The organism is Kitasatospora sp. YST-16 (assembly GCF_026802215.1).
GTDB lineage: Bacteria > Actinomycetota > Actinomycetes > Streptomycetales > Streptomycetaceae > Kitasatospora > Kitasatospora cineracea.
The window spans coordinates 993,803-1,018,092 of record NZ_CP113837.1; the positions used below are offsets into that span (position 1 = coordinate 993,803).

22 protein-coding genes and 1 pseudogene are annotated in these 24,290 nt (G+C 74.8%); 9 read left to right on the forward strand and 14 right to left on the reverse strand.

Annotated features, from left to right (window positions below):
- Positions 1 to 122 precede the first annotated feature (122 nt).
- The 8 genes from OU787_RS04605 to argC form a co-directional block, all read right to left on the reverse strand.
- Positions 123 to 1,487 carry an FAD-binding oxidoreductase gene (locus OU787_RS04605; RefSeq protein ID WP_268658615.1) on the reverse strand — a complete coding sequence of 455 codons (1,365 nt, stop codon included), beginning with the start codon at positions 1,485 to 1,487 and terminating at the stop codon, positions 123 to 125.
- A 58-nt stretch (positions 1,488 to 1,545) separates the two neighbouring features.
- A complete protein-coding gene (gene argH, locus OU787_RS04610; protein WP_268658616.1) occupies positions 1,546 to 2,967 on the reverse strand; it encodes an argininosuccinate lyase in 1,422 nt (473 codons plus the stop codon).
- Positions 2,968 to 3,040: 73 nt separating this feature from the next.
- The gene (locus tag OU787_RS04615; RefSeq protein WP_030462903.1) at positions 3,041 to 4,234 is read right to left on the reverse strand and encodes an argininosuccinate synthase; all 1,194 of its coding nucleotides are present in this window, start codon (positions 4,232 to 4,234) and stop codon (positions 3,041 to 3,043) included.
- A 111-nt stretch (positions 4,235 to 4,345) separates the two neighbouring features.
- Positions 4,346 to 4,900, reverse strand: a complete 555-nt coding sequence (locus OU787_RS04620) for an arginine repressor (protein WP_030462902.1) — start codon at positions 4,898 to 4,900, stop codon at positions 4,346 to 4,348.
- Between the two features lie 25 nt (positions 4,901 to 4,925).
- On the reverse strand, positions 4,926 to 6,125 hold the full coding sequence (locus tag OU787_RS04625) for an acetylornithine transaminase (protein WP_268658617.1): 1,200 nt from the start codon (positions 6,123 to 6,125) through the stop codon (positions 4,926 to 4,928).
- The gene (gene argB, locus OU787_RS04630; RefSeq protein ID WP_030462900.1) at positions 6,122 to 7,054 is read right to left on the reverse strand and encodes an acetylglutamate kinase; all 933 of its coding nucleotides are present in this window, start codon (positions 7,052 to 7,054) and stop codon (positions 6,122 to 6,124) included. Before argB ends, OU787_RS04625 begins: the two co-directional genes overlap by 4 nt.
- Before the next feature lie 24 nt (positions 7,055 to 7,078).
- Entirely contained in the window at positions 7,079 to 8,263 is a 1,185-nt protein-coding gene (gene argJ, locus OU787_RS04635) for a bifunctional glutamate N-acetyltransferase/amino-acid acetyltransferase ArgJ (protein WP_268658618.1), read from the reverse strand.
- Positions 8,260 to 9,288 (reverse strand): N-acetyl-gamma-glutamyl-phosphate reductase, encoded by a 1,029-nt coding sequence (gene argC, locus OU787_RS04640; RefSeq protein WP_030462898.1) that lies wholly within the window; start codon positions 9,286 to 9,288, stop codon positions 8,260 to 8,262. The genes argJ and argC overlap by 4 nt, the downstream gene beginning before the upstream one ends.
- 105 nt (positions 9,289 to 9,393) lie before the next feature.
- On the opposite strand from argC, the gene OU787_RS04645 reads away from it, so the two are divergent.
- Positions 9,394 to 10,584 (forward strand): hypothetical protein, encoded by a 1,191-nt coding sequence (locus OU787_RS04645; RefSeq protein ID WP_268658619.1) that lies wholly within the window; start codon positions 9,394 to 9,396, stop codon positions 10,582 to 10,584.
- A gap of 49 nt (positions 10,585 to 10,633) precedes the next feature.
- Positions 10,634 to 11,161, forward strand: coding sequence for a suppressor of fused domain protein (locus OU787_RS04650; protein WP_268658620.1), 528 nt, complete (start codon positions 10,634 to 10,636; stop codon positions 11,159 to 11,161).
- 115 nt (positions 11,162 to 11,276) lie between these two features.
- Here OU787_RS04650 and OU787_RS04655 read toward each other — a convergent pair whose 3' ends face one another.
- Positions 11,277 to 12,080, reverse strand: a complete 804-nt coding sequence (locus tag OU787_RS04655) for an alpha/beta fold hydrolase (RefSeq protein ID WP_268658621.1) — start codon at positions 12,078 to 12,080, stop codon at positions 11,277 to 11,279.
- 157 nt (positions 12,081 to 12,237) lie between these two features.
- Complete coding sequence (locus OU787_RS04660) at positions 12,238 to 13,236, reverse strand: LacI family DNA-binding transcriptional regulator (RefSeq protein ID WP_268658622.1); 999 nt, start codon at positions 13,234 to 13,236, stop codon at positions 12,238 to 12,240.
- Between the two features lie 254 nt (positions 13,237 to 13,490).
- Here OU787_RS04660 and OU787_RS04665 point away from each other — a divergent pair, with 254 nt between their 5' ends.
- The 5 genes and pseudogenes from OU787_RS04665 (at position 13,491) to OU787_RS04685 (ending at position 17,761) form a co-directional block, all read left to right on the forward strand.
- Positions 13,491 to 14,393 (forward strand): ribokinase, encoded by a 903-nt coding sequence (locus OU787_RS04665; protein WP_268658623.1) that lies wholly within the window; start codon positions 13,491 to 13,493, stop codon positions 14,391 to 14,393.
- A gap of 49 nt (positions 14,394 to 14,442) precedes the next feature.
- Positions 14,443 to 15,789: an NtaA/DmoA family FMN-dependent monooxygenase gene (locus OU787_RS04670; protein WP_030462892.1), complete on the forward strand. Its 1,347-nt coding sequence runs from the start codon at positions 14,443 to 14,445 to the stop codon at positions 15,787 to 15,789.
- Between the two features lie 50 nt (positions 15,790 to 15,839).
- A complete protein-coding gene (locus OU787_RS04675; RefSeq protein ID WP_030462891.1) occupies positions 15,840 to 16,346 on the forward strand; it encodes a flavin reductase family protein in 507 nt (168 codons plus the stop codon).
- A pseudogene (locus OU787_RS04680) lies at positions 16,339 to 16,704 on the forward strand (riboflavin kinase); the annotation flags it as partial. The gene OU787_RS04675 and the pseudogene OU787_RS04680, both read left to right, overlap by 8 nt.
- A 364-nt stretch (positions 16,705 to 17,068) precedes the next feature.
- Positions 17,069 to 17,761, forward strand: coding sequence for a nicotinamide mononucleotide transporter family protein (locus tag OU787_RS04685; RefSeq protein WP_268658624.1), 693 nt, complete (start codon positions 17,069 to 17,071; stop codon positions 17,759 to 17,761).
- 106 nt (positions 17,762 to 17,867) lie between these two features.
- Here the strand turns inward: OU787_RS04685 and OU787_RS04690 are convergent, their stop codons facing one another.
- Positions 17,868 to 19,373 carry a hypothetical protein gene (locus OU787_RS04690; RefSeq protein WP_268658625.1) on the reverse strand — a complete coding sequence of 502 codons (1,506 nt, stop codon included), beginning with the start codon at positions 19,371 to 19,373 and terminating at the stop codon, positions 17,868 to 17,870.
- 250 nt (positions 19,374 to 19,623) lie between these two features.
- Positions 19,624 to 20,847: an erythromycin esterase family protein gene (locus OU787_RS04695; RefSeq protein WP_268658626.1), complete on the reverse strand. Its 1,224-nt coding sequence runs from the start codon at positions 20,845 to 20,847 to the stop codon at positions 19,624 to 19,626.
- Positions 20,848 to 20,928: 81 nt separating this feature from the next.
- Between OU787_RS04695 and OU787_RS04700 the strand changes: the two genes are divergently transcribed.
- Positions 20,929 to 21,633, forward strand: coding sequence for a MerR family transcriptional regulator (locus tag OU787_RS04700; RefSeq protein WP_268658627.1), 705 nt, complete (start codon positions 20,929 to 20,931; stop codon positions 21,631 to 21,633).
- Positions 21,634 to 21,670: 37 nt separating this feature from the next.
- On the opposite strand, the gene OU787_RS04705 is transcribed toward OU787_RS04700, so the two are convergent.
- Positions 21,671 to 21,898, reverse strand: a complete 228-nt coding sequence (locus OU787_RS04705) for a hypothetical protein (RefSeq protein ID WP_268658628.1) — start codon at positions 21,896 to 21,898, stop codon at positions 21,671 to 21,673.
- A gap of 166 nt (positions 21,899 to 22,064) precedes the next feature.
- Between OU787_RS04705 and OU787_RS04710 the strand changes: the two genes are divergently transcribed.
- Positions 22,065 to 23,276 (forward strand): beta-ketoacyl-[acyl-carrier-protein] synthase family protein, encoded by a 1,212-nt coding sequence (locus tag OU787_RS04710; protein ID WP_268658629.1) that lies wholly within the window; start codon positions 22,065 to 22,067, stop codon positions 23,274 to 23,276.
- 12 nt (positions 23,277 to 23,288) lie between these two features.
- Here OU787_RS04710 and OU787_RS04715 read toward each other — a convergent pair whose 3' ends face one another.
- Complete coding sequence (locus tag OU787_RS04715; RefSeq protein ID WP_268661803.1) at positions 23,289 to 24,227, reverse strand: ADP-ribosylglycohydrolase family protein; 939 nt, start codon at positions 24,225 to 24,227, stop codon at positions 23,289 to 23,291.
- Between the last annotated feature and the right edge of the window lie 63 nt (positions 24,228 to 24,290).

Consider the following 24,290-nt stretch of genomic DNA (forward strand, 5'->3'; position numbering starts at 1 on the left):
GTATCCGGGCAGCCGGGCGACCGTCAAGAGAGACGTTCGCCACCGCTCTACCCAGCCGCCAGCTGTTCTCAACCTTCCCGACGTCCGACGTGGCGAGCGTCACGCCCGCGCGGGCGGCCCGCTCACCCGCTCGGCCGGACGTTCTGGTTGACGCGGAACAGGTTCGCCGGGTCGTACCGGTCCTTCAGCGCCACCAGCCGCTCGTACTTCGCCAGCCCGTACGCCTCCACCACCCGGCCCTGCCCCTCGGCGCCCATCAGGTTGACGTACGCCCCGCCGGAGGAGAACGGCCGCATCTCCTCCCAGCAGCGCCGCACCCAGGCCGCGTGCGGCTCCGCCGGGCCGTCCGTCCAGCGCGCCACCGCGCTCAGCAGGTAGGGGGCCGTCCGGTACGTGTAGGCGGTGTCCTCCGGGCCGACCCGGGCCACCGCCCCGCCCAGGAACGCCAGTTGCAGCTGGGCCGACGGGCCCGGCAGCGCCTCCACCTGGGCGGCCAGCCGGTCGATCGCCGTCCCGTCCAGCACCGACAGGAACTCCGAGCGGCCGACGTTCCCGGCGCCCGGCCCCCGGTCCACGTCCAGCATCTTCTGCCACAGCGGGTACGGGCGGGTCTGCACGGTGTCCGCGACCACGCCCGGCAGCGCGCGCAGCGGCGCCACCGCCTCCCGGCCCCGGTCGGCCCGGCCCGACCAGCACAGGCCGATCCGCAGCACGGTCCGGGCCGGCAGCTGCGGCATGCCGCGCGGCCGCCCGAACTCCACCATCACCGTCAGGCCGTCCGGCGCGGCCGCCATGAAGTCCCGCACCGCGGCCAGGGTCGGCGCCAGCAGCTCGACCGGCACGTACACCGCCCCGCACAGCACGTGCGGCCCGACCCGGTGCAGCCGGTAGGTGAAGGAGGTCACCACCCCGAAGTTGCCGCCGCCCCCGCGCAGCCCCGCGAACAGCTCCGGGTGCGCCGCCGCGCTCACCGTCAGCAGCCGCCCGTCGGCGGTCACCACGTCCGCCTCCACCAGGTTGTCGCAGGTCAGGCCGTACGACCGGGCCAGCCAGCCGAGGCCGCCGCCGAGCGTCGTCCCCGCGACGCCGGAGCCCGAGTAGGGCGAGCCGGTGGTCGCCAGGTCGAACGCCTGCGTCTCGTGGTCGAACGCCCCCCAGGTCGCCCCCGGCTGGGCCCGGGCGAGCCGGCGGGACGGGTCGACCCGGACGCCCGTCAGCCGCGACAGGTCGACCAGCATCCCTCCGTCGCAGGTGCCGAGCCCGGCCAGGCTGTGGCCCGCGCCGCGCACCGCGACGTGCAGGCCGTGCTCCCGGGCCACCGCGACGGCCTGCAGCACGTCCGCGGCGCCGGTGCACCGGGCGATCACCTCGGGCCGGCGGTCCACCGCCCCGTTCCACACCGCCCGGGCCGCGTCGTAGTCCGCGTCCCCGGGCACCACGATGTCGCCCCGGAACCCCTCGGCGAGCGCGGCGGCTGCTTTGGACATGGATCCAGCGTAGGCCGGAGAGCGGGCCGGGGCCCGGGGAACGGCGGGCGGCGGGGGCTCAGGCCAGCCAGGACTGCTGGGTGGCCAGGTCCTCCTTGATCTCGGCGAGCTGGACGGCGACGGCCGAGGGGGCAGTGCCGCCGCGGCCGCTGCGGGAGGCGATCGCGCCGTGGACCGACAGCACGCTGCGGACCTCGGGGGTCAGGTGCGGGGAGATCCCGGCGAACTGGGCGTCCGTCAGGTCGGAGAGCTCGATGCCCTCGGCCTCGCAGACCTTGACGCAGGCGCCGGCCACCTCGTGCGCGACCCGGAACGGGACGCCCTGCTTGACCAGCCACTCGGCGATGTCGGTGGCGAGCGAGAAGCCGGCCGGGGCCAGCTCCTCCAGCCGCTCGCGGTGCACGGTCAGGGTGGCGATCATGCCGGTGAAGGCGGGCAGCAGGACCTCCAGGGTGTCGCAGGAGTCGAAGACCGGCTCCTTGTCCTCCTGGAGGTCGCGGTTGTACGCGAGCGGCAGCGCCTTGAGGGTGGCCAGCAGGCCGGTCAGGTTGCCGATCAGGCGGCCGGACTTGCCGCGGGCGAGCTCGGCGATGTCGGGGTTCTTCTTCTGCGGCATGATCGACGACCCGGTGGAGAAGGCGTCGTGCAGCGTGATGAAGCCGAACTCCTTGGTGTTCCAGATGATGATCTCCTCCGCGATCCGCGAGAGGTTGATGCCGATCATCGCGGTGACGAAGGCGAACTCGGCGACGAAGTCGCGCGAGGCGGTGCCGTCGATCGAGTTGCCCACCGAGCCGCGCTCGAAGCCGAGGTCCGCGGCGACGGCCTGCGGGTCGAGGCCGAGCGAGGAGCCGGCCAGCGCGCCGGAGCCGTAGGGGGAGACGGCGGTGCGGGCGTCCCACTGGCGCAGCCGCTCGGCGTCCCGGCCGAGGGCCTGGACGTGGGCGAGCACGTGGTGGGCGAACAGCACCGGCTGGGCGTGCTGGAGGTGGGTGCGGCCGGGCATCGCGGTGTCCGGGTGGGCCTCGGCGAGGCCGACCAGGGCGTGCTGGAGGTCGAGGACCAGGGCGCCGATGGCCTTGCCGTGGTCGCGCAGGTACATCCGGAACAGGGTGGCGATCTGGTCGTTGCGCGAGCGCCCGGCCCGGAGCTTGCCGCCCAGGTCGGGGCCGAGGCGCTCCAGCAGGCCGCGCTCCAGGGCGGTGTGCACGTCCTCGTCGGCGACGGTGCCGACGAACGCGCCGGACTCGACGTCGGCGAGCAGTTGGTCCAGCCCGGCGAGCATGCCGGACAGTTCCTCGTCGCTGAGCAGGCCGGCCTGGTGCAGGACCCGGGCGTGGGCCTTGGAGCCGGCGATGTCGTAGGGGGCGAGCCGCCAGTCGAAGTGGACGGAGGCGGAGAGCTTGGCGAGGGCCTCGGAGGGGCCGTCGGCGAAGCGCGCGCCCCAGAGGCGGACGTCTGCGGGCTGGTCGGCGGTCATCGCGTGGGCTCCTTCGGGGGCTGTGACAGTGCCCCGGCCGCGGGGTGCGGCCGGGGCGGGTACTGACGGTGGATCAGGCCAGGTCGCGGCGGGCGGCGATCTTCGAGGACATGCCGAAGATCTCGATGAAGCCCTTGGACATGGACTGGTCGAAGGTGTCGCCGGTGTCGTAGGTGGCGAGGTTGAAGTCGTACAGCGACTTCTCCGACTTGCGGCCGTTGACCACGGCGCGGCCGCCGTGCAGGACCATCCGGATCTCGCCGGAGACGTGCTGGTTGGCCTCGTTGACGAAGCCGTCCAGGGCGCGCTTGAGCGGGGAGAACCACAGGCCGTCGTAGACCAGCTCGGCCCAGCGCTGCTCGACCTGCCGCTTGTAGCGGGCGAGTTCGCGCTCGACGGTGACGTTCTCCAGGGCCTGGTGGGCGGTGATCAGGGCGATCGCGCCGGGGGCCTCGTAGATCTCGCGGGACTTGATGCCGACCAGGCGGTCCTCGACCATGTCGAGGCGGCCGATGCCCTGGGCGCCGGCCCGCTTGTTCAGCTCCTCGATGGCCTGGAGCACGGAGACCTTGCGGCCGTCGATCGCGACCGGGACGCCGGCCTCGAAGGTGATGACGACCTCGTCGGCCTCGCGCGGGGTGGCCGGGTTCTGGGTGTACTCGTAGACGTCCTCGATCGGGGCGTTCCAGATGTCCTCGAGGAAGCCGGTCTCGACGGCGCGGCCGAAGACGTTCTGGTCGATCGAGTACGGGTTCTTCTTGGTGGTGACGATCGGGAGGTTCTTGGCCTCGGCGAAGGCGATCGCCTTGTCGCGGGTCATCGCGTAGTCGCGGACCGGGGCGATGCACTTCAGGTTCGGGGCCAGCGACTGGATGCCGACCTCGAAGCGGACCTGGTCGTTGCCCTTGCCGGTGCAGCCGTGGGCGACGGTGGTGGCGCCGTGCTTCTGCGCGGCGGCGACCAGGTGCTTGACGATCACCGGGCGGGAGAGCGCGGAGACCAGCGGGTACTGGCCCTGGTACAGCGCGTTGGCCTTGAGGGCCGGCAGGCAGTACTCGTCGGCGAACTCGTCGCGGGCGTCGGCGACCTCGGCCTCGACGGCGCCGCAGTCGAGCGCGCGCTGGCGGATGACGTCCAGGTCCTCGCCGCCCTGGCCGACGTCGACCGCGACGGCGATGACCTCGGCGCCGGTCTCCTCGGCGATCCAGCCGATGCAGACGGACGTGTCCAGACCGCCCGAGTAGGCGAGTACGACGCGATCGGTCACGGCTATCTCCATTCACAAACACAGGTTCCATGCGGCGTTAGGCATAAGTATGCACCACCGCGTATGAGTCCACAAACCAGTACCGCACAGCGCGTTCGGAACGGCCCGCAACTACTGCGACTTGGCCTGGGCGAGTTGCATCAGGTGGTCGGCGAGCGCCTGCCCGCCGGCCGCGTCGCGGCTGATCAGCAGCACCGTGTCGTCGCCCGCGATGGTGCCGAGGATCTCGAACACCTCGGCGGTGTCGATCGCCGAGGCCAGGAACTGGGCCGCGCCCGGCGGGGTGCGCAGCACCACCAGGTTGCCGGAGGCGGTGGCGGAGACCATCAGCTCGCCCGCCAGCCGGGCCATCCGGGCCTCGCTGGCGGACTCGCCCATGGGAGCGCGGGGGGTGCGGTCCCCGCCCTCGGCCGGGACGGCGTAGATGAGCGCGCCGTCCCGGTTGCGGATCTTCACCGCTCCGAGCTCGTCCAGGTCCCGGGAGAGGGTGGCCTGGGTGACCACGAGTCCGTCGTCGGCGAGCAGCTTGGCGAGCTGGCTCTGCGAGCGGACGGGCTGACGGGTCAGCAGGTCCACGATCCGCCGGTGGCGCGCGGTGCGGGTCTGCGGGACCTGCGGCGTGGGGCCGGTGGCGGGGGTCGTGTGCTCGGGGCGGGGTGCGGTCATAACTGATGATTCTCCTGAAGGACGCTCAGCTGTTCGCGTCGGGGGCGGCTTCGCGGACCGTTCGGAGGATCGCGGGCAGCGCCGCGAGGAAGGCGTCGGCCTGCTCCTCGGTGAGCACCAGCGGCGGGACCAGCCGGACGGCGTCCGCGACGGCGGCGTTGACCAGGAAGCCGGCCTCCTGGGCGGCGGCCTGCACCTTGGCGGCGACCGGCGCGGTGAGCACGATGCCCAGCAGCAGGCCCTTGCCCCGGACGTGGTCGACCAGCGGGTCGCCGATCGCCTCGATGCCGGTGCGCAGCCGCTCGCCGAGCTTGGTGGCGTGCTCCAGCAGGCCCTGCTGCTCGATGGTGTCCAGCACGGCGAGGCCGGCGGCGGCGACCACGGGGTTGCCGCCGAAGGTGGTGCCGTGCTGGCCGGCCGTCAGGAGTTCGGCGGCGTCGCCGAAGGCGAGCACGGCGCCGATCGGCAGGCCGCCGCCGAGGCCCTTCGCGAGGGTGACGAGGTCGGGGTCGACGCCCTCCTCGGCCTGGTGGGCGAACCAGTGGCCGGTGCGGCCGATGCCGGTCTGGATCTCGTCCAGGACCAGCAGGGTGCCGGTGGCGCGGGTGATCTCGCGGGCGGCCTTCAGGTAGCCGGCCGGGAGCGGGATGGCGCCGTTCTCGCCCTGGATCGGCTCCAGGAAGACCGCGGCGGTCTCGGTGGTGACGGCCGCCCGCAGGGCCTCGACGTCGCCGAACGGGACGTACGTGACGTCGCCGGGCAGCGGCTTGAACGGGTCCTGCTTGGCGGGCTGGGCGGTGAGCGCGAGCGCGCCCATCGTCCGGCCGTGGAAGGCGCCCTGGAGCGAAACCAGGTGGGTCCGGCCGGTCAGCCGGGAGATCTTGAAGGCGGCCTCGTTGGCCTCGGCGCCGGAGTTGCAGAAGAACACCCGGCCCGGACGGCCGCTCAGCTCGACCAGCTTCTCGGCGAGCCGGATCGTCGGCTCGGCCATGAACAGGTTGGAGACGTGGCCCAGGGTGGTGATCTGCTGCGTGACGGCCTCGACGATCGCGGGGTGGGCGGTGCCCAGCGCGTTGACGGCGATGCCTCCGACCAGGTCGAGGTACCGCTTGCCGTCGGCGTCCCAGAGGAACGCGCCCTCGCCACGGACCAGCGGGATCCGCGGGGTGCCGTAGTTGTGCATCAGCGTGTGCTCGTACCGCTCGATGACGCTCTCGTTGCTCATGCCAGGCCCCCCAGTACGGTGCTCTCGTCGTCCGGCACGACCATGGTGCCGATGCCCTCGTCGGTGAAGATCTCCAGCAGCAGGCTGTGCTGGACCCGGCCGTCCAGGACGCGGGCGGTGCCCACGCCGGAGCGGACGGCGCGCAGGCAGCCCTCCATCTTGGGGAGCATGCCGGTGGCCAGGGTGGGGAGCATCTCCTCCAGCTCGCTGGCGTTCAGCTGGCTGATCACGTCGTCGGAGTTCGGCCAGTCCTTGTAGAGGCCCTCGACGTCGGTGAGCACGACCAGCATCTCGGCGCCGAGCGCGACCGCCATCGCGGCGGCGGCGGTGTCGGCGTTGATGTTGTAGACGTGGCCGTCGGTGCCCCGGGCGATCGAGGAGATCACCGGGATCCGGCCGTCGGCGATCAGCGCCTTCACGGCGCCGGCCTCGATGTTGACGATGTCGCCGACCAGGCCGATGTCGACCTGCTCGCCGTCGACCACGGCGTAGCGCTTGGCGGCGGTCATGGTGTGGGCGTCCTCGCCGGTCATGCCGACGGCGAACGGGCCGTGGGTGTTGAGCAGGCCGACCAGTTCGCGCTGGACCTGCCCGGCGAGCACCATCCGGACCACGTCCATGGTCTCGGGGGTGGTGACCCGCAGGCCGGCCGTGAACGAGGACTCCAGGCCGAGCTTGTCGAGCTGGGCGCTGATCTGCGGGCCGCCGCCGTGCACGACGACGGGGTGCAGGCCGGCGTAGCGCAGGAAGACGACGTCCTGGGCGAACGCGGCCTTGAGGTCCTCGTCGACCATGGCGTTGCCGCCGAACTTGATGACCACGGTCTTGCCGTGGAAGCGCTCCAGCCAGGGCAGCGCCTCGATCAGGGTGCGGGCCTTGGGCAGGGCGGCGTTGCTGCGGGCCTGTTCGCCCTTGGGTGCGATCTGCATGGCGGTGGGTCGTCCCCCCTGGGGTCAGCTGGAGTAGGCGCTGTTCTCGTGCACGTACTCGGCGGTCAGGTCGTTGGTCCAGATGCTGGCCGTGGCCTGACCGGCCTTCAGGTCGGCGGTGATGACGACCTCGCGGTCCTTCATCGAGACCAGGTCGCGGTCCTCGCCGACGCCGCCGTCGCGGCACACCCAGACGCCGTTGATGGCGACGTCCAGCCGGTCCGGGTCGAAGGCGGCGGAGGTGGTGCCGATCGCGGACAGCACCCGGCCCCAGTTGGGGTCCTCGCCGTGGATGGCGCACTTGAGCAGGTTGCTGCGGGAGATCGTGCGGGCGACGTCGACGGCCTCGTCCTCGGTGGCGGCGTTGACGACGTCGATCCGGATGTCCTTGGAGGCGCCCTCGGCGTCGCCGATCAGCTGGCGGGCCAGGTCGGCGCAGACGGTGCGCACCGCCTCGGCGAACTCGGCCTGCTCGGGGGCGACTTCGGAGGCGCCGGAGGCGAGCAGCAGCACGGTGTCGTTGGTGGACATGCAGCCGTCGGAGTCGACCCGGTCGAAGGTGGTGCGGGTGGCGTCGCGCAGCGCGGCGTCCAGGGCGGCGGAGTCGACCACGGCGTCGGTGGTGACCACGACCAGCATGGTGGCCAGGCCGGGGGCGAGCATGCCCGCGCCCTTGGCCATGCCGCCGACCGTCCAGCCCGCCGGGGCGGTGACCTGGGCGGTCTTGTGCACGGTGTCGGTGGTCTTGATGGCGATCGCGGCGCTCTCGCCGCCGGTGTCGCTGAGGGCCTCCACCGCGAGTTCGACGCCGGGCAGCAGCTTGTCCATCGGCAGCCGGACGCCGATCAGGCCGGTGGAGCAGACCGCGACCTCGATGGCGCCGATGCCGAGTTCGGCAGCGACCTTCTCGGCGGTGGCGTGGGTGTCCTGGAAGCCCTCGGGGCCGGTGCAGGCGTTGGCGCCGCCGGAGTTGAGGATCACGGCGGCGAGCTCGCCGTCGTTCAGCACCTGGCGCGACCACTTGACCGGCGCGGCGTGCACCCGGTTGGAGGTGAACACGCCGGCGGCGGCGTGCCGCGGGCCGTCGTTGACGACCAGCGCGAGGTCCGGGGTGCCGGACGCCTTGATGCCCGCGGTGACGCCCGCCGCGCGGAAGCCCTTGGCCGCGGTGACGCCGACGTTGCCGGTGTTCTGGTCCTGGGTGGTCACGGTGCGACTCCGTTCAGCGGGAGGCCGAGCTCCTCGGGGAGGCCGAGGGCGATGTTCATGCTCTGCACCGCGCCGCCCGCGGTGCCCTTCACCAGGTTGTCGATCGCGCTGATCGCGATGATCCGCCCGGCGTGCTCGTCCAGCACGACCTGCAGCACGGCCGCGTTCGAGCCGTACACGGACGAGGTGTGCGGCCACTGGCCCTCGGGCAGCAGGTGGACGAACGGCTCGGCGCCGTACGCCTTCTCGTACGCGGCCCGCAGCTCGGCGGCGGTGGTGCCGGGCTTCGCCTTGGCCGAGCAGGTGGCGAGGATGCCGCGCGGCATCGGCGCCAGGGTGGGCGTGAAGGAGACGGTGACCGGCTCGCCCGCGACCGGGGTCAGGTTCTGCGCCATCTCCGGGGTGTGCCGGTGGCCGCCGCCGACGCCGTACGGGCTCATCGAGCCCATCACCTCGCTGCCCAGCAGGTGGGTCTTGGCGGCCTTGCCCGCGCCGGAGGTGCCGGACGCGGCGGTGATCACCGCCTCCGGCTCGGCCAGGCCCGCGGCGTACATCGGGTACATGGCGAGCGTGACGGCGGTCGGGTAGCAGCCGGGGACGGCGATCCGCTTGCTGCCGCGCAGCGCCTCGCGGTGGCCGGGCAGCTCGGGCAGGCCGTAGGGCCACGTCCCGGCGTGCGGGGAGCCGTAGAACTGCTCCCAGTCGGCCGCGGACTTCAGCCGGTGGTCGGCGCCCAGGTCGACCACCAGGACGTCCTCGCCGAGCTGGGCGGCGAGCTCGGCGGACTGGCCGTGCGGCAGGCCAAGGAAGACGATGTCGTGCCCGGCCAGCGTCTGCGGGTTGGTCGGCTCCAGCACCCGGTCGGCCAGGCCGATCAGGTGCGGCTGGAGCGCGCCGAAGGGCTGCCCCGCGTTGGAGCCCCCGGTCAGCGCGCCGATCTCCACCTCGGGGTGCGCCTGCAGCAGGCGCAGCACCTCACCGCCCGCGTATCCGCTCGCTCCGGCGACGGCTACTCGCAATACCATGGCGTTCCCTCCTGAAGCCCAGCATGAATATACGCAGGCTAGCAAAATCATGCAAGGATGCGGCCAGTTCGGGCGCTGTCCTCCCCACCTCCTAGGGTGCGGGCCATGACCGATCTCGCCACAGCGGCGCACCTGTTGACCGGGGACGGCCTCCCGGTGGAACTGCTGGCCTGCCACCCCCGCCTCCCGCTGGCCGCCGGGATCAGCACCGACGAGGAGGCCGACCGCTCGCGCGTCCGGATCTGGGACTGCTCCGGCGGGCGGCTGCGCGAACTCGCCTCCTTCGAGGTCGCGGTCTTCACCAGCGGCTGGGGCGACCACTGGCTGCCCCCGATCGCCTGGCACCCGCACGAACCCCTGCTGACCGTCGTCGACGAGGGCCTGCTGCGCCGCTGGACCCCCGACGGCCGGGCCGAGCCGCTGCCCGCCCCCGAGAACTGCGAGGCGCTCGCCCACAGCCCCGACGGCCGCGCCCTGTGGGTCTCCGCGATCGACGGCGACGACGCCTCGGCGGTCCTCGACCCCGCCACCGGCGCCGCCTCCCCCGCCCGCTGGTGGGACACCGGCGTCGGCGTGCACCCCTCCGGCGAGCTGGTCGCCACCCTGGTCAGCGACCAGGGCGCCACCTTCTGCGTGTTCGCCCGCCCCGACGGCGAGGGCGGGGCGATGCGGCAGCAGCGGCGGGCCCTGGTCCTGGACGTCGACGGCTACGGCACCCCGCTGTTCAGCCCCGACGGGCGGTACCTCGCCCTGCGCGGCAACGCCTACCTCGAAACGCTGGACGTCTTCGCCTTCCCCTCGCTGCGCAAGGTCCTGCACACCGACCTGGCCCGGGACGAGGAGTGGCCGCGCCAGAACCTCGCCTTCGGCCCGCAGCCCGGCGTGCTGTGGATCGGCACCCCCGGCGGCACCCTGGTCGAACTCGACCTGGAGGCCCGGGAGGCCGTCGAGCAAGGGAACCCGGACGGGGCGGCGGTCACCGCGCTGACCTCGACCGCCGCCGGCGAGCTGCTGGTCGCCCGGGAGGACGGCAGCCTCACCCTGCTGACCGCGCCCACCGGGGGCGAGCCCCCGGCCCCGGCCGCCACGGCGGCAGCGGACGCGGCGGCGTTCCTGGCCGGCACCGGGGACGTCCCCGCCGACGGCGACCTCGACCACCACCTGGACTTCACCGACGGCGAGCAGGACTGGGACCGCGAGAAGCTGGCCGAGGTCACCGACTCCTCCCCCGGCGACCCCACCTGGCTGCAACTCCAGGCCCACATCAACCGGTTCTCCCCGCAGCACACCGACTGACGCGCACCCGGGCAGCGCCCCGGCCCGGGCGGGTGCGAGCATCGCGGGCATGCCCGACCACACCTCCGCCGCGGCCGTGGAGTCGCACGTCCGCGCCTTCTTCGCCGGCCACCCCGTCCGCTCCACCACCCCCGCCCCGGGCTCCGGGCTCCGGATCCTCGCGGCCGGGCCGGGGCCGCGCGGCGGCGGGTGGTCGTACCTGACGGCCGGGTGCGGGGCGGTGGAGTTCGTGCTGTGCGGAGCGGCGGACGACCCGCGCTTCGCCGAACTGCTCGGCATGGTCGCCTCCTACCACGCCGCCCACCGGTTGGACGTGGAGCACAGCCTGCCGATCGGCGAGCCGTGGCTGCCCGGCTCCGCCTGCGACCACCTGCTGGTCAGCCTGCCCTACCTGCACGGCCCGGAACTGGAGCACTGCCCGCTGCCGGACGGCGGGCACGCCCGCGTCCTGTGGCTGCTCCCGATCACGGCCACCGAAGCGGCGTTCCGGCGCGCGCACGGCCACGAGGCGCTGGAGCGGCTCTTCGACGGACACGGGATCGAGCCGCTGGATCCGCGCCGACCGTCGGTGGCGTGAGCCGACTTCCCTGCGGTGGAGGTGAGTTGACGCCGGGTCGGATGAAGGCGCGGCGGTGCGGGCCCGAACCTGCGAACGCGCCGCAGCGCACCGCACCGCACCGCGCCGCACCGCGTCAGGCGAACGCCCGCTGCGCGGCGGCGCGGATCTCGGCGGCGAGCAGGTGCGGGCCGGTGACGTGGGCGGTGTGGCCCTGGCCGGGGAGGGTGACCCGGCGGGCGTCGGGGAGGGCGGCCGCGAGGGCGGTGAGGGTGTGCCGGAGGTGTCGGGGGCTGTCGGCGCCCTCCAGCAGGGTGACGGGCAGCGCGAGGTGGCGGTAGCGGTCGGTGCCGGGGCCGAGGGCGTCGATGGCGTCGAGGTCGGCGAACTGGGCGTCCGCCCCGGCGGCCAGCCGCTCGCGCTCCGCGGGGTCGGCGAACACGGCTTCGAGCAGCGCGGGCGGCATCCCGGCGTTCTCGCCCAGGTGGATCCGCATCGCCCCGGCCCGGTCGCCCGCCGCCAGCGCCGCCCGGGCCCGCCGGGACGCCCCACCGCCGACCGGGCCGTCCACCGGCAGCGGCGGCTCGTACAGCACCAGCCCGGCGAAGGTCGCCGGCCGGGCCGCGGCGGCCTCCAGCGCGACGGTCGCCCCCGAGGAGTGCCCGACCAGCAGCGGGGGCCGGTCGAGCAGCGCGGCCACCGCCAGGACGTCGGCCGCCTCGACCGCCACCGGGTGGGCGGGAACCGGCCCCGGCCCCGGCAGGTAGCGCCGCCGGCGGACCCGGGCGGTCCGGAAGCCGCCCAGCCCGCGCAGCACACCGTCCCAGTCCGCGGGGCTGCCGGCACTGCCGTGCACCAGCAGCAGCGGCGGCCCGGCGCCGTCGTCGAGGAGGGCGGTGGCGGGGGTGCCGCCGGGGACGGGTGCGAGGAGTTCTGCCATGCCGTCCAGCCTGCGCCGCCCCGCTGCCGTCGCGCCGTCAACTCGCTGTCACGGCACCGGAGTCGCCCGCCCGGGGCGCCCGGACCGGGCGGTGTGCGGCGCCCGGTCGGCGCGGATCGATCGAAGTCCCGCTCCGGGGAGCAGATCTGACGGGCCGTCAGGCGCCCGCGTCCGCGTCCGTGGAGGCGCGGACGACGAGTTGCGGGGCGAAGCGTTCGACGTTCTCGGCGCGGTCGGTGGCCGGGCCCTGGAGGAGGGTGAGGGCGCGTTCGGCCATGTCGGTGAGCGGGTGGCGGATGGAGGTGATCGGGGGGTCGAGGAGTTCGAGTATCTCGGTGTCGTCGAAGCCGGTGACGGCGATCTCGCCGGGGACGGAGACCGCCGAGCGCTGCAGGGTGCTGACCAGGCCGACGGCGAGGACGTCCGCGCCGCAGACGACGGCGTCGACCTCGGCGCGGCGTTCGGCGATCCGGCGGCCGGCGGTGCGGCCGGCGTCGGTGGTGAAGCTGGGCAGCAGGACGGTGGTGGCGTCGGCGCCGCGGGCGGCGGTGAACGCGGCGAGGCGTTCGGCACCGGAGGAGGACGCCTGGTCGGCGGCGACCAGCGCGATCCGGCGGCGGCCGAGGGCGTCCAGGTGGCCGAGCAGCAGGCGCATCGCGGCGGCGTTGTCGAGGGTGACGGCGACGGTGCCGGAGCCGTGCGCCCAGCGGTCGAACAGCACGACGGGGGCGCGTTCGGCGGCGGCCCGGACGGCGGCGCCGGAGGCCGCGGCGGAGACCGGGACGACCAGCAGTCCGTCGACGCGTCCGCTGAGCAGGGTCTCGATCTGTTCGGCCTCGATGGCGGGCGAGTTGGCCGCGTCGGAGACGACCAGCTGGCCGCCGGCGGCCCGGACCCGCTGGGCGAGGGCGTCGGCGAGCTGGACGAAGTACGGGTTGGCGAGCGAGGGGACGACCACGCCGACGGTGCCGGTGGTGCCGGTGCGCAGCGCCCGCGCGGAGTGGTTGGTGCGGTAGCCCAGGCGCTGGGCGGCCTCCTCGACGCGGCGGGCCAGGTCGGGGTCGACGTTGCGCGGGGTGCCGGCCAGGACGCGCGAGGCGGTGGCGCGGGAGACGCCGGCGGCCGCGGCCACGTCGAGGAGTCGGGGCGCTGTCACGTGGGGGTCCTCCCCGGTCGGAGCGGTCTCGGGAACGGTCTCGGGAACGGTGTCGGAAGCGGTCTCGGAAGCGGTGCGCGGGCTGCGCGGCGCGTTCCCGGTCTCGGAACGGTGTCGGCCGGGTCTCGTTCCGGCAGGCGCCACCCTGGCGGGCCTGAGCTGGCGCAATGCGCAGCACGAGGGTACTTGACGCCTCGTGAGTGCTGGTCCACAGTGTGGGAGATCGATCTCCCACGGCTCCCGAGGAGTCCCAGATGCCGTCCATCACCGTCGTCGGTTCGGTCAACCGCGACCTCGTCCTGACCGTCGAGGACCTGCCGCGGCCCGGCGAGACCGTGCTCGCGCGGGGCTTCGTCGAGGGCGTCGGCGGCAAGGGCGCCAACCAGGCCGTCGCGGCCGCCCGGCTCGGCTCGCAGGTGCGCCTGGTGGCCCGGGTCGGGGCGGACGGCGAGCCGATCCGGCGGGTGCTGGCCGCCGAGGGCGTCGACCTGGACGCGGTGCTGACCGCGCCGGACGCCGGCACCGGGATCGCCTCGGTGGTGGTCGACCGGGCCGGCGAGAACACCATCGTGGTCAACGCGGGCGCCAACGCCGTCCTGTCGGTCGAGGACCTGCCGCAGTGGCTGGCCCGCACGCCCGGCGAGGTGGTGCTGGTCCAGCACGAGGTGGCCGCCGAGGTGGTGGCCGCCGCGGTGCTGCGGGCCCGGGAGCAGGGCGGCACGGTCGTCCTCAACCCGGCCCCGGCCCGTCCGGTCGCCCCCGCCGTGCTGGCCGCCGTCGACGTCCTGGTGCCCAACCTGGGCGAGCTGGCCGCGCTGCTCGGCGCCGAACCGGCCTCCGGCCTCGCCGCCGCCCGCGCACTGCTGGAGCGCGCCGACCTGCCGTGCGGGGCCGTGGTGGTCACGCTCGGCGCGGACGGGGCGCTGATCAAGCAGCCGGGCCGCCCGGCCGTCCACCTGCCCGCCCCGGTGGTGGACGCCGTCGACACCGTCGGCGCCGGCGACACCTTCTGCGGCGCCCTCGCCGACGCGCTCGCCCGCGGCGCCGACCTGCCCGCGGCCGCGGCCCGCGCCGTCCGGGCGGCCTCGCTGGCCGTCACCGGGCTCGGCGCCCAGTCCTCGATGCCCTACGCGGCGCAGCTCGACACCGTTCCCTGATCCTCCGTCAGTTCCCCCGCACCACCTGCCTGTTCAACGGAGAACACCCATGCGCAGCCTCAAGCTCGGCCTGTTCGAGAACGCCCAGACCAACGCCAGCGGCACCGCCACCTGGCGCCACCCCGACAGCCGCCGCCACCTGTTCGACACCCTCGGCTACTGGCAGGAGGTGGCCCGGCTGTGCGAGGACGCCAAGCTGGACTTCCTGTTCCTGGCCGACGCCTGGGGCTGGTCGGAGATCAACGGGGTCCGCCCGCCGATCGCCACCGAGGAGACCCTCGACCTGCCGCGGCTGGACCCGTTCGTGATCGCCTCGGCGCTGCTGGCCTCCACCACCGACCTGGGCCTGGTGGTGACCGGCTCGGTGCTGGTCGAGCCGCCGTACGCGTTCGCCCGCCGCCTGGCCACCCTGGACCAGCTCTCCGGCGGCCGCCTCGGCTGGAACGTGGTCACCACCGGCACCGCCGACACCGCGGTCAAGGCGTTCGGGATGGACATGGTCGCGCACGACGACCGGTACGCGATGGCCGAGGACTTCCTCGACCTGGTCTACAAGTACTGGGAGGGCGCCTGGGAGCCGGACGCCCTGGAGAAGGACAAGGCCGGCCGGTTCGCCGACCCGGCCAAGGTGCACCTGGTCGAGCACGAGGGCCCGTACTTCCGCTCGCACGGCTACGGCAACACTGCCCGCTCCCCGCAGGGCACCCCGGTGCTGTTCCAGGCCGGCGCCTCCCCGGCCGGCCGCCGGGTCGGCGGGCGGCACGGCGAGTGCATGTTCGTCGGCAGCGGCAGCGTCGAGCAGCTCGCGGGCCACGCGAAGGCGATCCGCGCGGAGGCCGTGAACGCCGGGCGCAAGGCCGACGAGGTCAAGGTGATGTCGGCGTTCTCCTGCGTGGTCGGCGCCACCACCTCGGACGCCGAACGCCGCTGGCAGCGGATCCTGGAGGCGCAGCGCCCCGAGGTGACCGTCGCCTCGTACGCGATGTTCACCGGCCTGGACCTGTCCTCGTACGCGCCGGACACCCCGATGACCGAGCTGTCCACCGAGATGTCGCAGACCCAGGTCGCCCGGTTCGCCGGCAAGACGGTCGGCGACGTGCTGGCCGACTGGCACACCCACGGCGTGGGCGCCCGTCCGGTGGTCGGCACCGCCGAGGAGATCGCCGACGAGATCTGCGCCCTGGCGGAGGGCGCCGACCTGGACGGCTTCCTGCTCTCGCCGACCGTGCAGCCCGCCTCCACGGTCGAGTTCGTCGAGTCGGTGCTGCCGATCCTGCGCGAGCGCGGCGTGTTCCGCGGCGAGTACGCGGCCGGCGAGTCGCTGCGCGAGCGCCTGACCGGCTCCGGCGACCGGGCGCTGCCCGCCGGCCACCCGGCCGCCCGGCACCGCCACTGACCCCCGCTCCCCCGTACCACCTTCGGCACCACGAGAGGACGGCACCGGCCATGGCCACCACCGTTCACCACCCCTCAGCCCTGGACGCGGGCGCGCTGCGGCAAGCCTTCGGGGCGTACCCCACCGGCGTGGTCGCCATCGGCGCGCTGCGCGACGGCGAACCGGTCGGCTTCGCGGCCAGCTCCTTCGTGTCGATCTCGCTGGAGCCGCCGATGGTCGCCATCAGCGTGGCCCGCACCTCCACCACCTGGCCCCGGCTGGCCGAGGCCCCGGTGCTCGGCCTGAGCGTGCTCAGCCACGGCCAGGGCGCGCTGTGCCGCAAGCTCGCCTCCCGGGCGGGCGACCGGTTCGACGGCACGCCCTGGCAGGCGACGGCCGACGGCGCGGTGCTGATCCACGACGCCGCGCTGTGGCTGACCGCCCGGGTCGGCCCGGTGTACGACGGCGGGGACCACGAGATCGTCCTGCTGGAGCTGCTCTCGGCGGAGCTGTTCCCGGGCGTGGAGCCGCTGGTCTTCCACACCAGCCAGTTCCGCGAGCTCACCCCCCATGGCTGAGTTCCCGTCAACTCCCCTGGTCGGCACGGTCGTTCACGGCGCCGGCCGGGGGAAGGGCCTCGGCTTCCCCACCGCGAACCTCTCCCCCGCACCCGGCACGGCCGTCCCGCCGCCCGCGATCTACAGCGGCTGGCTGGCCCGCCCGGCGACCGGGGGCGTGCACCGGGCGACGATCAGCATCGGGACCAACCCGACGTTCGGCGACTCGTCCGAGGTGCACGTCGAGGTGCACTGCCACGACACCTCGGACGACCTGTACGGCGAACGCGTCGAGCTGTGGTTCGTCGCCCGGCTGCGCGACACCGAGAAGTTCGCCGACGTCGACGACCTGCTGCGCGCCGCCCGCGAGGACGTCCGCCGCTCGGACGCCCTGCTGGCCTCCGCACCCCGCCCCGCCGCCCCCACCCCTGAACCCGGTCGGCCCCGCCTCTCCCCCGCTTCCCGGCGGGGCCGACCGTTCCCCACCCCTCCTGGCACGCACCCCCACCCCCACCCCCATCACTGCGCCCGATGCCCGCGTGCCCGGCCGACCCCTCCCCCTCCACGGGCCGGCCGTCTCCACCGCACCACCCCGCTCCACAACGAACCCCCTCCTGGCACGCACCCCCACCCCCACCCCCGTCACTGCGCCCGATGCCCGCGTGCCCGGCCGACCCCTCCCCCCTCCACGGGCCGGCCGCTCCTCCCCACCACCTCGCTCCGTACGAACAAAGGTGTGAGTCATGAGCGCATTCCACTGGTTGAACGAGCAGTTCAGCTTCTTCGGCCTCCCCGTCTACTGGTCCGACTTCCTGGGCAACATCCTGGCGCTCGCCACCGTCTGGCTGGCCCTGCGCCGGTCGCTGGTGGCCTGGCCGGTGCAGATCCTCGGCTCGGTGTTCCTGCTGGTCGCCAGCCTGAACGTGCACCTCGGCGGCAACGCCGCCCGGCAGGTCGTGATCATCGTCTCGGCGTCCTGGGGCTGGGCGACCTGGAAGCGCAGCCGCGAGCAGGAGGGCGCCATCAACGTCCGCTGGGCGAACTGGGGCGAGCGCGCGGTGCTGATAGCCGCGATGGTGCTCGGCACGATCGCGTTCGCCGCGGTGCTGAGGTGGCAGGACGCCTCGTTCTACCCCGGCGCGCCGATGTGGATGGTGAGCGCGGACGCCTGGATCTTCGTCGGCTCGATCCTCGCCATGTACAGCCAGGCCCGCCGCTACATCGAGTTCTGGTTCGTCTGGCTGGCGGTCGACCTGGTCGGCGTGCCGCTGGCGGTGCACTCGGAGCTGTACTTCTCCGGCATCGTGTACTCGATCTTCTTCGTCATGGTGGTGCTCGGCATCCGCGACTGGGCCTCGCGCAGCAAGCCGCAGGAGATCGCCTCCCCGCTGGAGCCCGCCGTCCTGGTCGAGAGCCGCGAGGAGACCACCCGCTGACGGCTCCCCCTGCCCACGGGCCGTCCCCCCACTCCCCGGGGGGCGGCCCGTGTCGGCGTGCCCGGGGCGGCGCGTCCGGGGCGGCGCGTCCGGGGCGGCCCCGCTTTCACGGCGGGGGCATCAGGCGCAGCAGGTCGGCGGCCGGGAGGGCCGGGTTGGCGGCGGCCAGGTGGACGGTGGCGGGGTCGGCGAGCAGGGCGCGGATCCGGTCGAGCGGCAGGGCCGGGTGGGCGGCGGCCTGCTCCCGGGCCCGGCGGTCGCGCAGGCAGGCGGTCAGGGTCGGGCCGTCGGCGGCGGGGTGGCGGGCGACAGCGCGCAGGGTGGCGACGTTGTGCTCGGCGGTGACCAGGGCCCGCAGCAGGGCGGTCGTCGCGTCCGGGTTGGCGGCGATGCCGGGGCCGACGGCGCGGCCGTGGCGCCGGTGCACGTCCCTCAACTGCCGTTCGTCCAGGCCGGGGTGGGGCGCGACGGCGTTGGCGACCTTGGCCACCGGGTCGTCGGCGAGCCGGTCCCGGACGGGCGGCGGCAGGTCGCGGCGCAGCCCGAGCAGGCGGCGCAGTTCGGAATCCGCGGAGGCGGCGAGCCACTCGGTCTCGGCGGGGTCGGCGGCGGCGATCCGGGGCGGCAGCATCGTCCCGAGCTTGAGGACGACGCCCTCCCACGCCCGCTCCAGGACGTCCAGCGGCACGGCCGGGTTGCCGACCACCGCCCGGCGCACCGACTCGTGCGGGACGGTGGCGAGCCGGCGGATCAGCCCCTCCCCGATCGCCGGGTTCCCGGCGAGCTCCTCGAGCACCCACAGCGCGGGGTCGGCGGCGAGCTGCGCGTACGCGTCCGGGTCGAGGCCGGGGTGCCCGGCGAGCCGGGCCCGCAGGAACGGGGACGCCGCCCCCAGATACCGCCGGGCGTCGACGGCAGGCACCGCCGGATGCCCGAGGGCCGCCTGCACGATCGTGTGCCGGGCGTACTGGTGGCTGCCGTCGCAGGCGGCCCCGCCGGGCAGGTCGCAGCCCGGGTCCGGGCAGTCCGGCGGGTGCGTCCACGGGACGGGGTGGCGTTCGCAGACCTCGCAACTCTCCAGCGGCGGACGGTCGTTCAGCAGGTCGGCGAGGACGGCGGGCCGGGCGGCCGGGTTCCAGGCGACGGCCTGCCGGACGTGCTGCGAGGGGTGCGCGGCGAGGACGGCGAGGACGCCGGGGTCGGGCTGTGCCTCGGCGAGTTCCACCAGGACCTGCCGGTCCGCCCCGGCGAGCAGCCGCCGCGCGGCTTCGGCCGGCAGCCACTCGGTGGAGGCCAACTCGGGCCACAGCTCCCGCCGTTCGACCAGCAGCTCCGCCCACCCGGCGGGTGCCCGCCCGGCCCGCAGCAGCGCCAGCGCGGCGATCGGCTGCCGCCGGGGGTCGACCCGCTCCACCACCAGCCGACCGGCCTCCACCAGGCGCTCGGCCGCCGCGATCCCCCGCTCCGCCAGCACCTCGACCTGCCGGTCGGTCAGGTCCGCCCGCCCGGCCAACTCCACCGAGAGGTCCGGCTCCGCCAGCCCGACCAGCCGCTCCACCGCCTCCCCCGGCAACGCCGGGTTCCCCGCCAGCCCCTCCCACACACGCCGCATCCCGCCATCCTCCCCACCCACCCCCGCCCCGGCCACCCATTTCCCCAGCCGGAGCCCCCTCAGCCACCCCCGAACAACCCCCGCTGCCGCCCGATGCCCCGCACGAACACCACCCCGTCCACCCACCCCAACGCCGCCGGATCCAACCCGAAGTACGTATGGTCAGCAGGCACCCGCGCCCTCACCACACCCGCCTCCCCCTCCTCCCCCGCCTCCCCCAACGCTGCCGCGAGCCATTCCAGCACCCCCCTCACTCTCCCCCGAACAACCCCCGCTGCCGCCCGATGCCCCGCACGAACACCACCCCATCCACCCACCCCAACGCCGCCGGATCCAACCCGAAATACGTGTGGTCGGCCGGCACCCGCGCCCTCACCGCCCCCGCCTCCCCCAGCGCTGCCGCGAGCAGACCGGGGTCGAGGACGGTGCGCGGTTCCGGGAGGGTCGCGAGGAGGCCTTCGAGGGTGTTGGGGGCCGGGTGGTCGTCGGGGGCGCGGTGGCCGAAGGTGGTGGCAAGGAAGGTGTAGCCGTCGCCGAGGCGGGATTCGAGGAGGGATCCGGCGCTCCACCAGAGGAGTTGGTGGTCGCCGAGCGGGATGCGGCTGGCCTCGCGCTGCAGGTGCCGGTTGTGGGCGAAGGCGAGGGTCGGGCCGCGGCGGGCCTCGCGGTGGAGGATCGCCTCCAGGTTGTCGGCGATCATCAAGTCGCGTTGCCGCATCAGGGAGTTGATCCGGTCGGGCCCGTCCCCGGCGGTCGCCGCGTGGTAGCGGAGCAGTCCGGTGGCGGTGCGGGCGTCGAGTTCGGCCCGCCAGAGCGCGTCCGCGTCCTCGTGGAACTGCGGCCAGTGCGCGGCCAGCAGCAGCCCCAGCTCGTCGGCGAGCAGCCGCAGTCGGTCGGCGTCCGCGGTGCGCCCCACCGAGCGGGCCGGGTCGAGTGCGGCGGCGGGTTCGGTCCAGCGGTCGTCCGGTCCGCACCGGCGCAGCAACTCCTCGCGTTCGGGCAGCAGTTCGGCCGGGAGCCGTTCGGCCAGGAAGTCGTGCAGCCGGATCAGCGCGGGGCCGGGCGCGGCGGCCCCGGTCATCTCCAGCGGCCCGTCCGCCCCGTAGAACCGCAGCCGTTCCCCCTCCTTTGCACCCGCGTTGAACTCCCTCATCCAGCGCACGAGTTCGCGGTTCCCGGCGTACTCCCCGAACCCGTGGCCGAACCCTTCCCGCACCACGGTGTCCAACTCGCCCGCCGCGCCGCCGACGTACGCGTCGACGGCGAGCGCGGCCAGGCAGTCGCTCTCGACCGCGATCGAGCGGTAGCCGTGCGCGGTGACCAGGTGGCGGAAGAGCTCGTTGCGGAGGTCGAGGAACTCCTCGGCGCCGTGGGTGGGTTCGCCGAGGGCGAGCAGCCGGGTGCCGGCGGGGACGAGGTCGGTGAGGGCGGCGGCGGAGAAGGGGCGGGCGGCGGCCCTGAGCTGGGGAGTCATGACTTCCACCGTATCGTTGAAGCCACGGTGTAAACTTTTCCACTCCCGGCCCGGGAATCGAGCAGAAAACCTTCAAACCCCATGTCCTTCCGCCCGATCGACCTCGCCCGCGAGCACGGCCTGTCCACCCAGGCGGTGCGCAACTACGAGCGGGCGGGCGTCCTGCCGCCCGCCGACCGTTCCGCCCACGGGTACCGGCGCTACGGCGAGCGCCACGCGGCGGCGCTGCGCGCCTTCCTCGCCCTGCTGCCGGGGCACGGCCACCCGGCCGCCACCGCGATCATGCAGGCCGTCAACGCGGGCGACCTGCCCGCGGCCCTGCGCCTGGTCGACGACGGCCACGCCCGGCTCGCCGAGGACCGCCGCACCCTGGACGCCGTCCGCACCGCCCTCGACCACCTCCCCGCCGCCGACCCGCCCGTCGACGACCCGCCCGCCGCTCCCGGCACCCACATCGGCCCGCTCGCCCACCGCCTCGGCCTGCGCCCGGCCACCCTCCGCGCGTGGGAGCGCGCGGGCCTGGTCTCCCCGCTCCGGGACGCCCGCACCGGCTACCGCGTCTACCCGCCCGCCCAAGTCCGCGAGCTGCTGCTCGCCGAACAGCTCCGCCGCGGCGGCCACGGCCTGGCCCGCACCGCCGAGATCCTGCACCACCTGCGCTCCGCGGGCTCCCCGGAAGCCGTCCGCCCCACCCTGGCCGCCTGGCAGTCCCGCCTCACCGCCCGCGGCCGCGCCCTCCTCGCGGGCGCGGCCGCCCTGCACGCCTACCTGGACCACCCGGCCTGACCCCACCCCCCCGATCCGGCCGGATCCCCGAATTCCCTTACACCACACCCCGGTTGGCCACCACGCCGTTCGACATGGTGAGCGGCACCGCCGCCCCCGCGAACGCGTCGACGTCGACGTCGGCGGTGAGCGGGTCGAGGGCGAAGGCGGCGAGGTCGGCGCGCAGCCCGAGGACGATCCGCCCGGCGTGCTCGAACAGCACGAGCGCACCGTCGCCCTGCTGCTCGCCCTGCCCGCCCGGGCGCGCACCCCATTGCCCTGACACCCCATCAGCCAAACTTGTCGTAAATCTACAAACCCACCGTGCGCGACTCGGTTCCGCCCGGCAGCCTTCCACACCCGTTTCCCTTGGCAGAGTGAACACATCGGATCGTCCGGCCGAACGCCGGAGAGCCCGATCATTGTGCTGCCATCACAACGGGAGTATCGCCATGCGCACCGCCCACGACACCGTCGTCATCACCGGCCTGGGGGCCACCACCCCGCTCGGCGGCACCGCCCCCGACACCTGGCAGGCCATGTGCGAAGGACGCAACGGCATCCGCGCCCTCGACCACCCCTGGGCCGCCGACCTGCCGATCCGGATCGCCGGGCAGCTCGCCGTCGAACCCGCCACCGTCCTCGACCGGATCGAGGCCCGCCGCCTGGACCGCAGCGAACAGCTCGCCCTGATCGCCGCCCGCGAGGCCTGGGCCGACGCCGGACGCCCCGCCGTCGAGGGCGAACGGCTCGCCGTGGTCATCGGCACCGGCACCGGCGGCGCGGTCACCATGCTCGACCAGGACGACGTGCTGGAACGCTCCGGCGTCCGCAAGGTCTCCCCGCACACCGTCCCGATGCTGATGGCCAACGGCCCCGCCGCCTGGGTATCCATCGACCTCGGCGCCAAGGCCGGCGCCCACACCCCCGTCAGCGCCTGCGCCTCCGGCGCGGAGGCCGTCGCCCTCGGCCTCGACCTGATCCGGCTCGGCCGCGCCGACGTCGTCGTGGCCGGCGGCACCGAAGCCTGCCTGCACCCCCTCCCGCTGGCCGGCTTCGCCCAGGCCCGCGCCCACTCGCTGCGCAACGACGACCCGGCCGGCGCCTCCCGCCCCTTCGACACCGGCCGCGACGGCTTCGTCATCGCCGAGGGCGCCGCGGTGCTCGTCCTCGAACGCGCCGACCTGCGCCCGGACGCCCGCCGCTACGCCACCCTGGCCGGCGCCGCCGTCACCTCCGACGCCCACCACATCACCGCCGGCCACCCCGACGGCCAGACCCGCGCCGTCCGCCGCGCCCTCGCCGACGCCGGCCTGCCCCCGGAGGCGATCGGCCTGGTCCACGCCCACGCCACCTCCACCCCCCTGGGCGACCTCACCGAGGCCGAGACCCTCACCCGCGTCTTCGGCGCCCACCGCCCCGCCGTCACCGCCACCAAGTCGATGACCGGCCACCTCTTCGGCGCCGCCGGCGCCCTCTCCGCCCTCGCCACCGCCTACGCCCTCCACCACCAGCACGCCCCCGCCGTCCGCAACCTCACCACCCCCGACCCCGGCCTCCCGCTCGACCTGGTCACCACCGCCGGCCCGCTCCCCCACACCGCCGCCCTCACCAACGCCTTCGGCTTCGGCGGCCACAACGCCTGCCTGGTCCTCACCACCTGAGCCGCACCCCCTTCACCCCGCGGCCGCCCGCCCACCCGCGTCCAGCGCCACCGCGAGCGCCGCCAACTCCCCCGCCCGCAGCACCCGCCCGGTCGGGGGCAGCGGCACGTGCAGCGCCTCCCGCCAGTCCCCGGGGATCGCCCCGGCCCCGTACACCGCCCCCGCCAGCCCGCCGGTGACGGCGGCCGTCGTGTCGGTGTCGCCCCCGAGGTCGATCACCGCCCGCAGCGCACCGGGAAAGCTCCCGGTGCTCCGCAGCGCCCACACCGCCGAGCCGAGGCACGCCCACACCGCCCCGTTGCTCTCCGTCGCCAGCTCCGGCCGCCACCGCTCGTCCAGCACCCGCGCCCACCGCCCCCGGTGCTCCTCCCGCACCGCCGCCAGCACTCCCGGAATGGCCGCCACCGGGTCGCCGCCGTCCAACGCGACGCGCAGCAGTTCGTGCAGGATCGCGGTCCCCTCCCAGGCCGCGCCGTCACCGTGGGTGAGCGCGGTGATCCGGCGAGCCGCACCCATGCTCGCCGCGCGCCCCTGCGGGGCGAACCACACCGCGCCGGTGACGGCCCGCATCAGCGCGCCGTTCCCGGCGGCCCGGCCCTCGGTCTGGAAGTGGACGGCCGCGGCGAGGTCCCAGGGCAGGCCGCCGCCGAGCACGATCTCGGTCTGGATGCCGATGTCCTTGGGGTCGCCCGCCGCCCAGCCCCGGAAGCGTTCGAACATCTCCGGCAGGTCGAGCCCGCCGGCCGCCAGCAGCGACTCGCCGAGGTGGACGGCCAGCTGGGTGTCGTCGGTGGCCTCCCCGGGCTCCCACCCGCCGCCCCCGCACATCGCGGCCCCGCCGGGGAACCGCGCCCCGAACATCCCGGCCGGCCCGAACTCGAAGGGCGCCCCGAGTGCGTCCCCCACCGCCGAGCCGAGCACCGCCCCGACCACCCGCTCCCGCCGTTCCAGCACGCCCACCGCCACCCTCCGTCGCCGTCCGTCGCCGTCCGGTCACCTCGTCGCCCTCCGCTA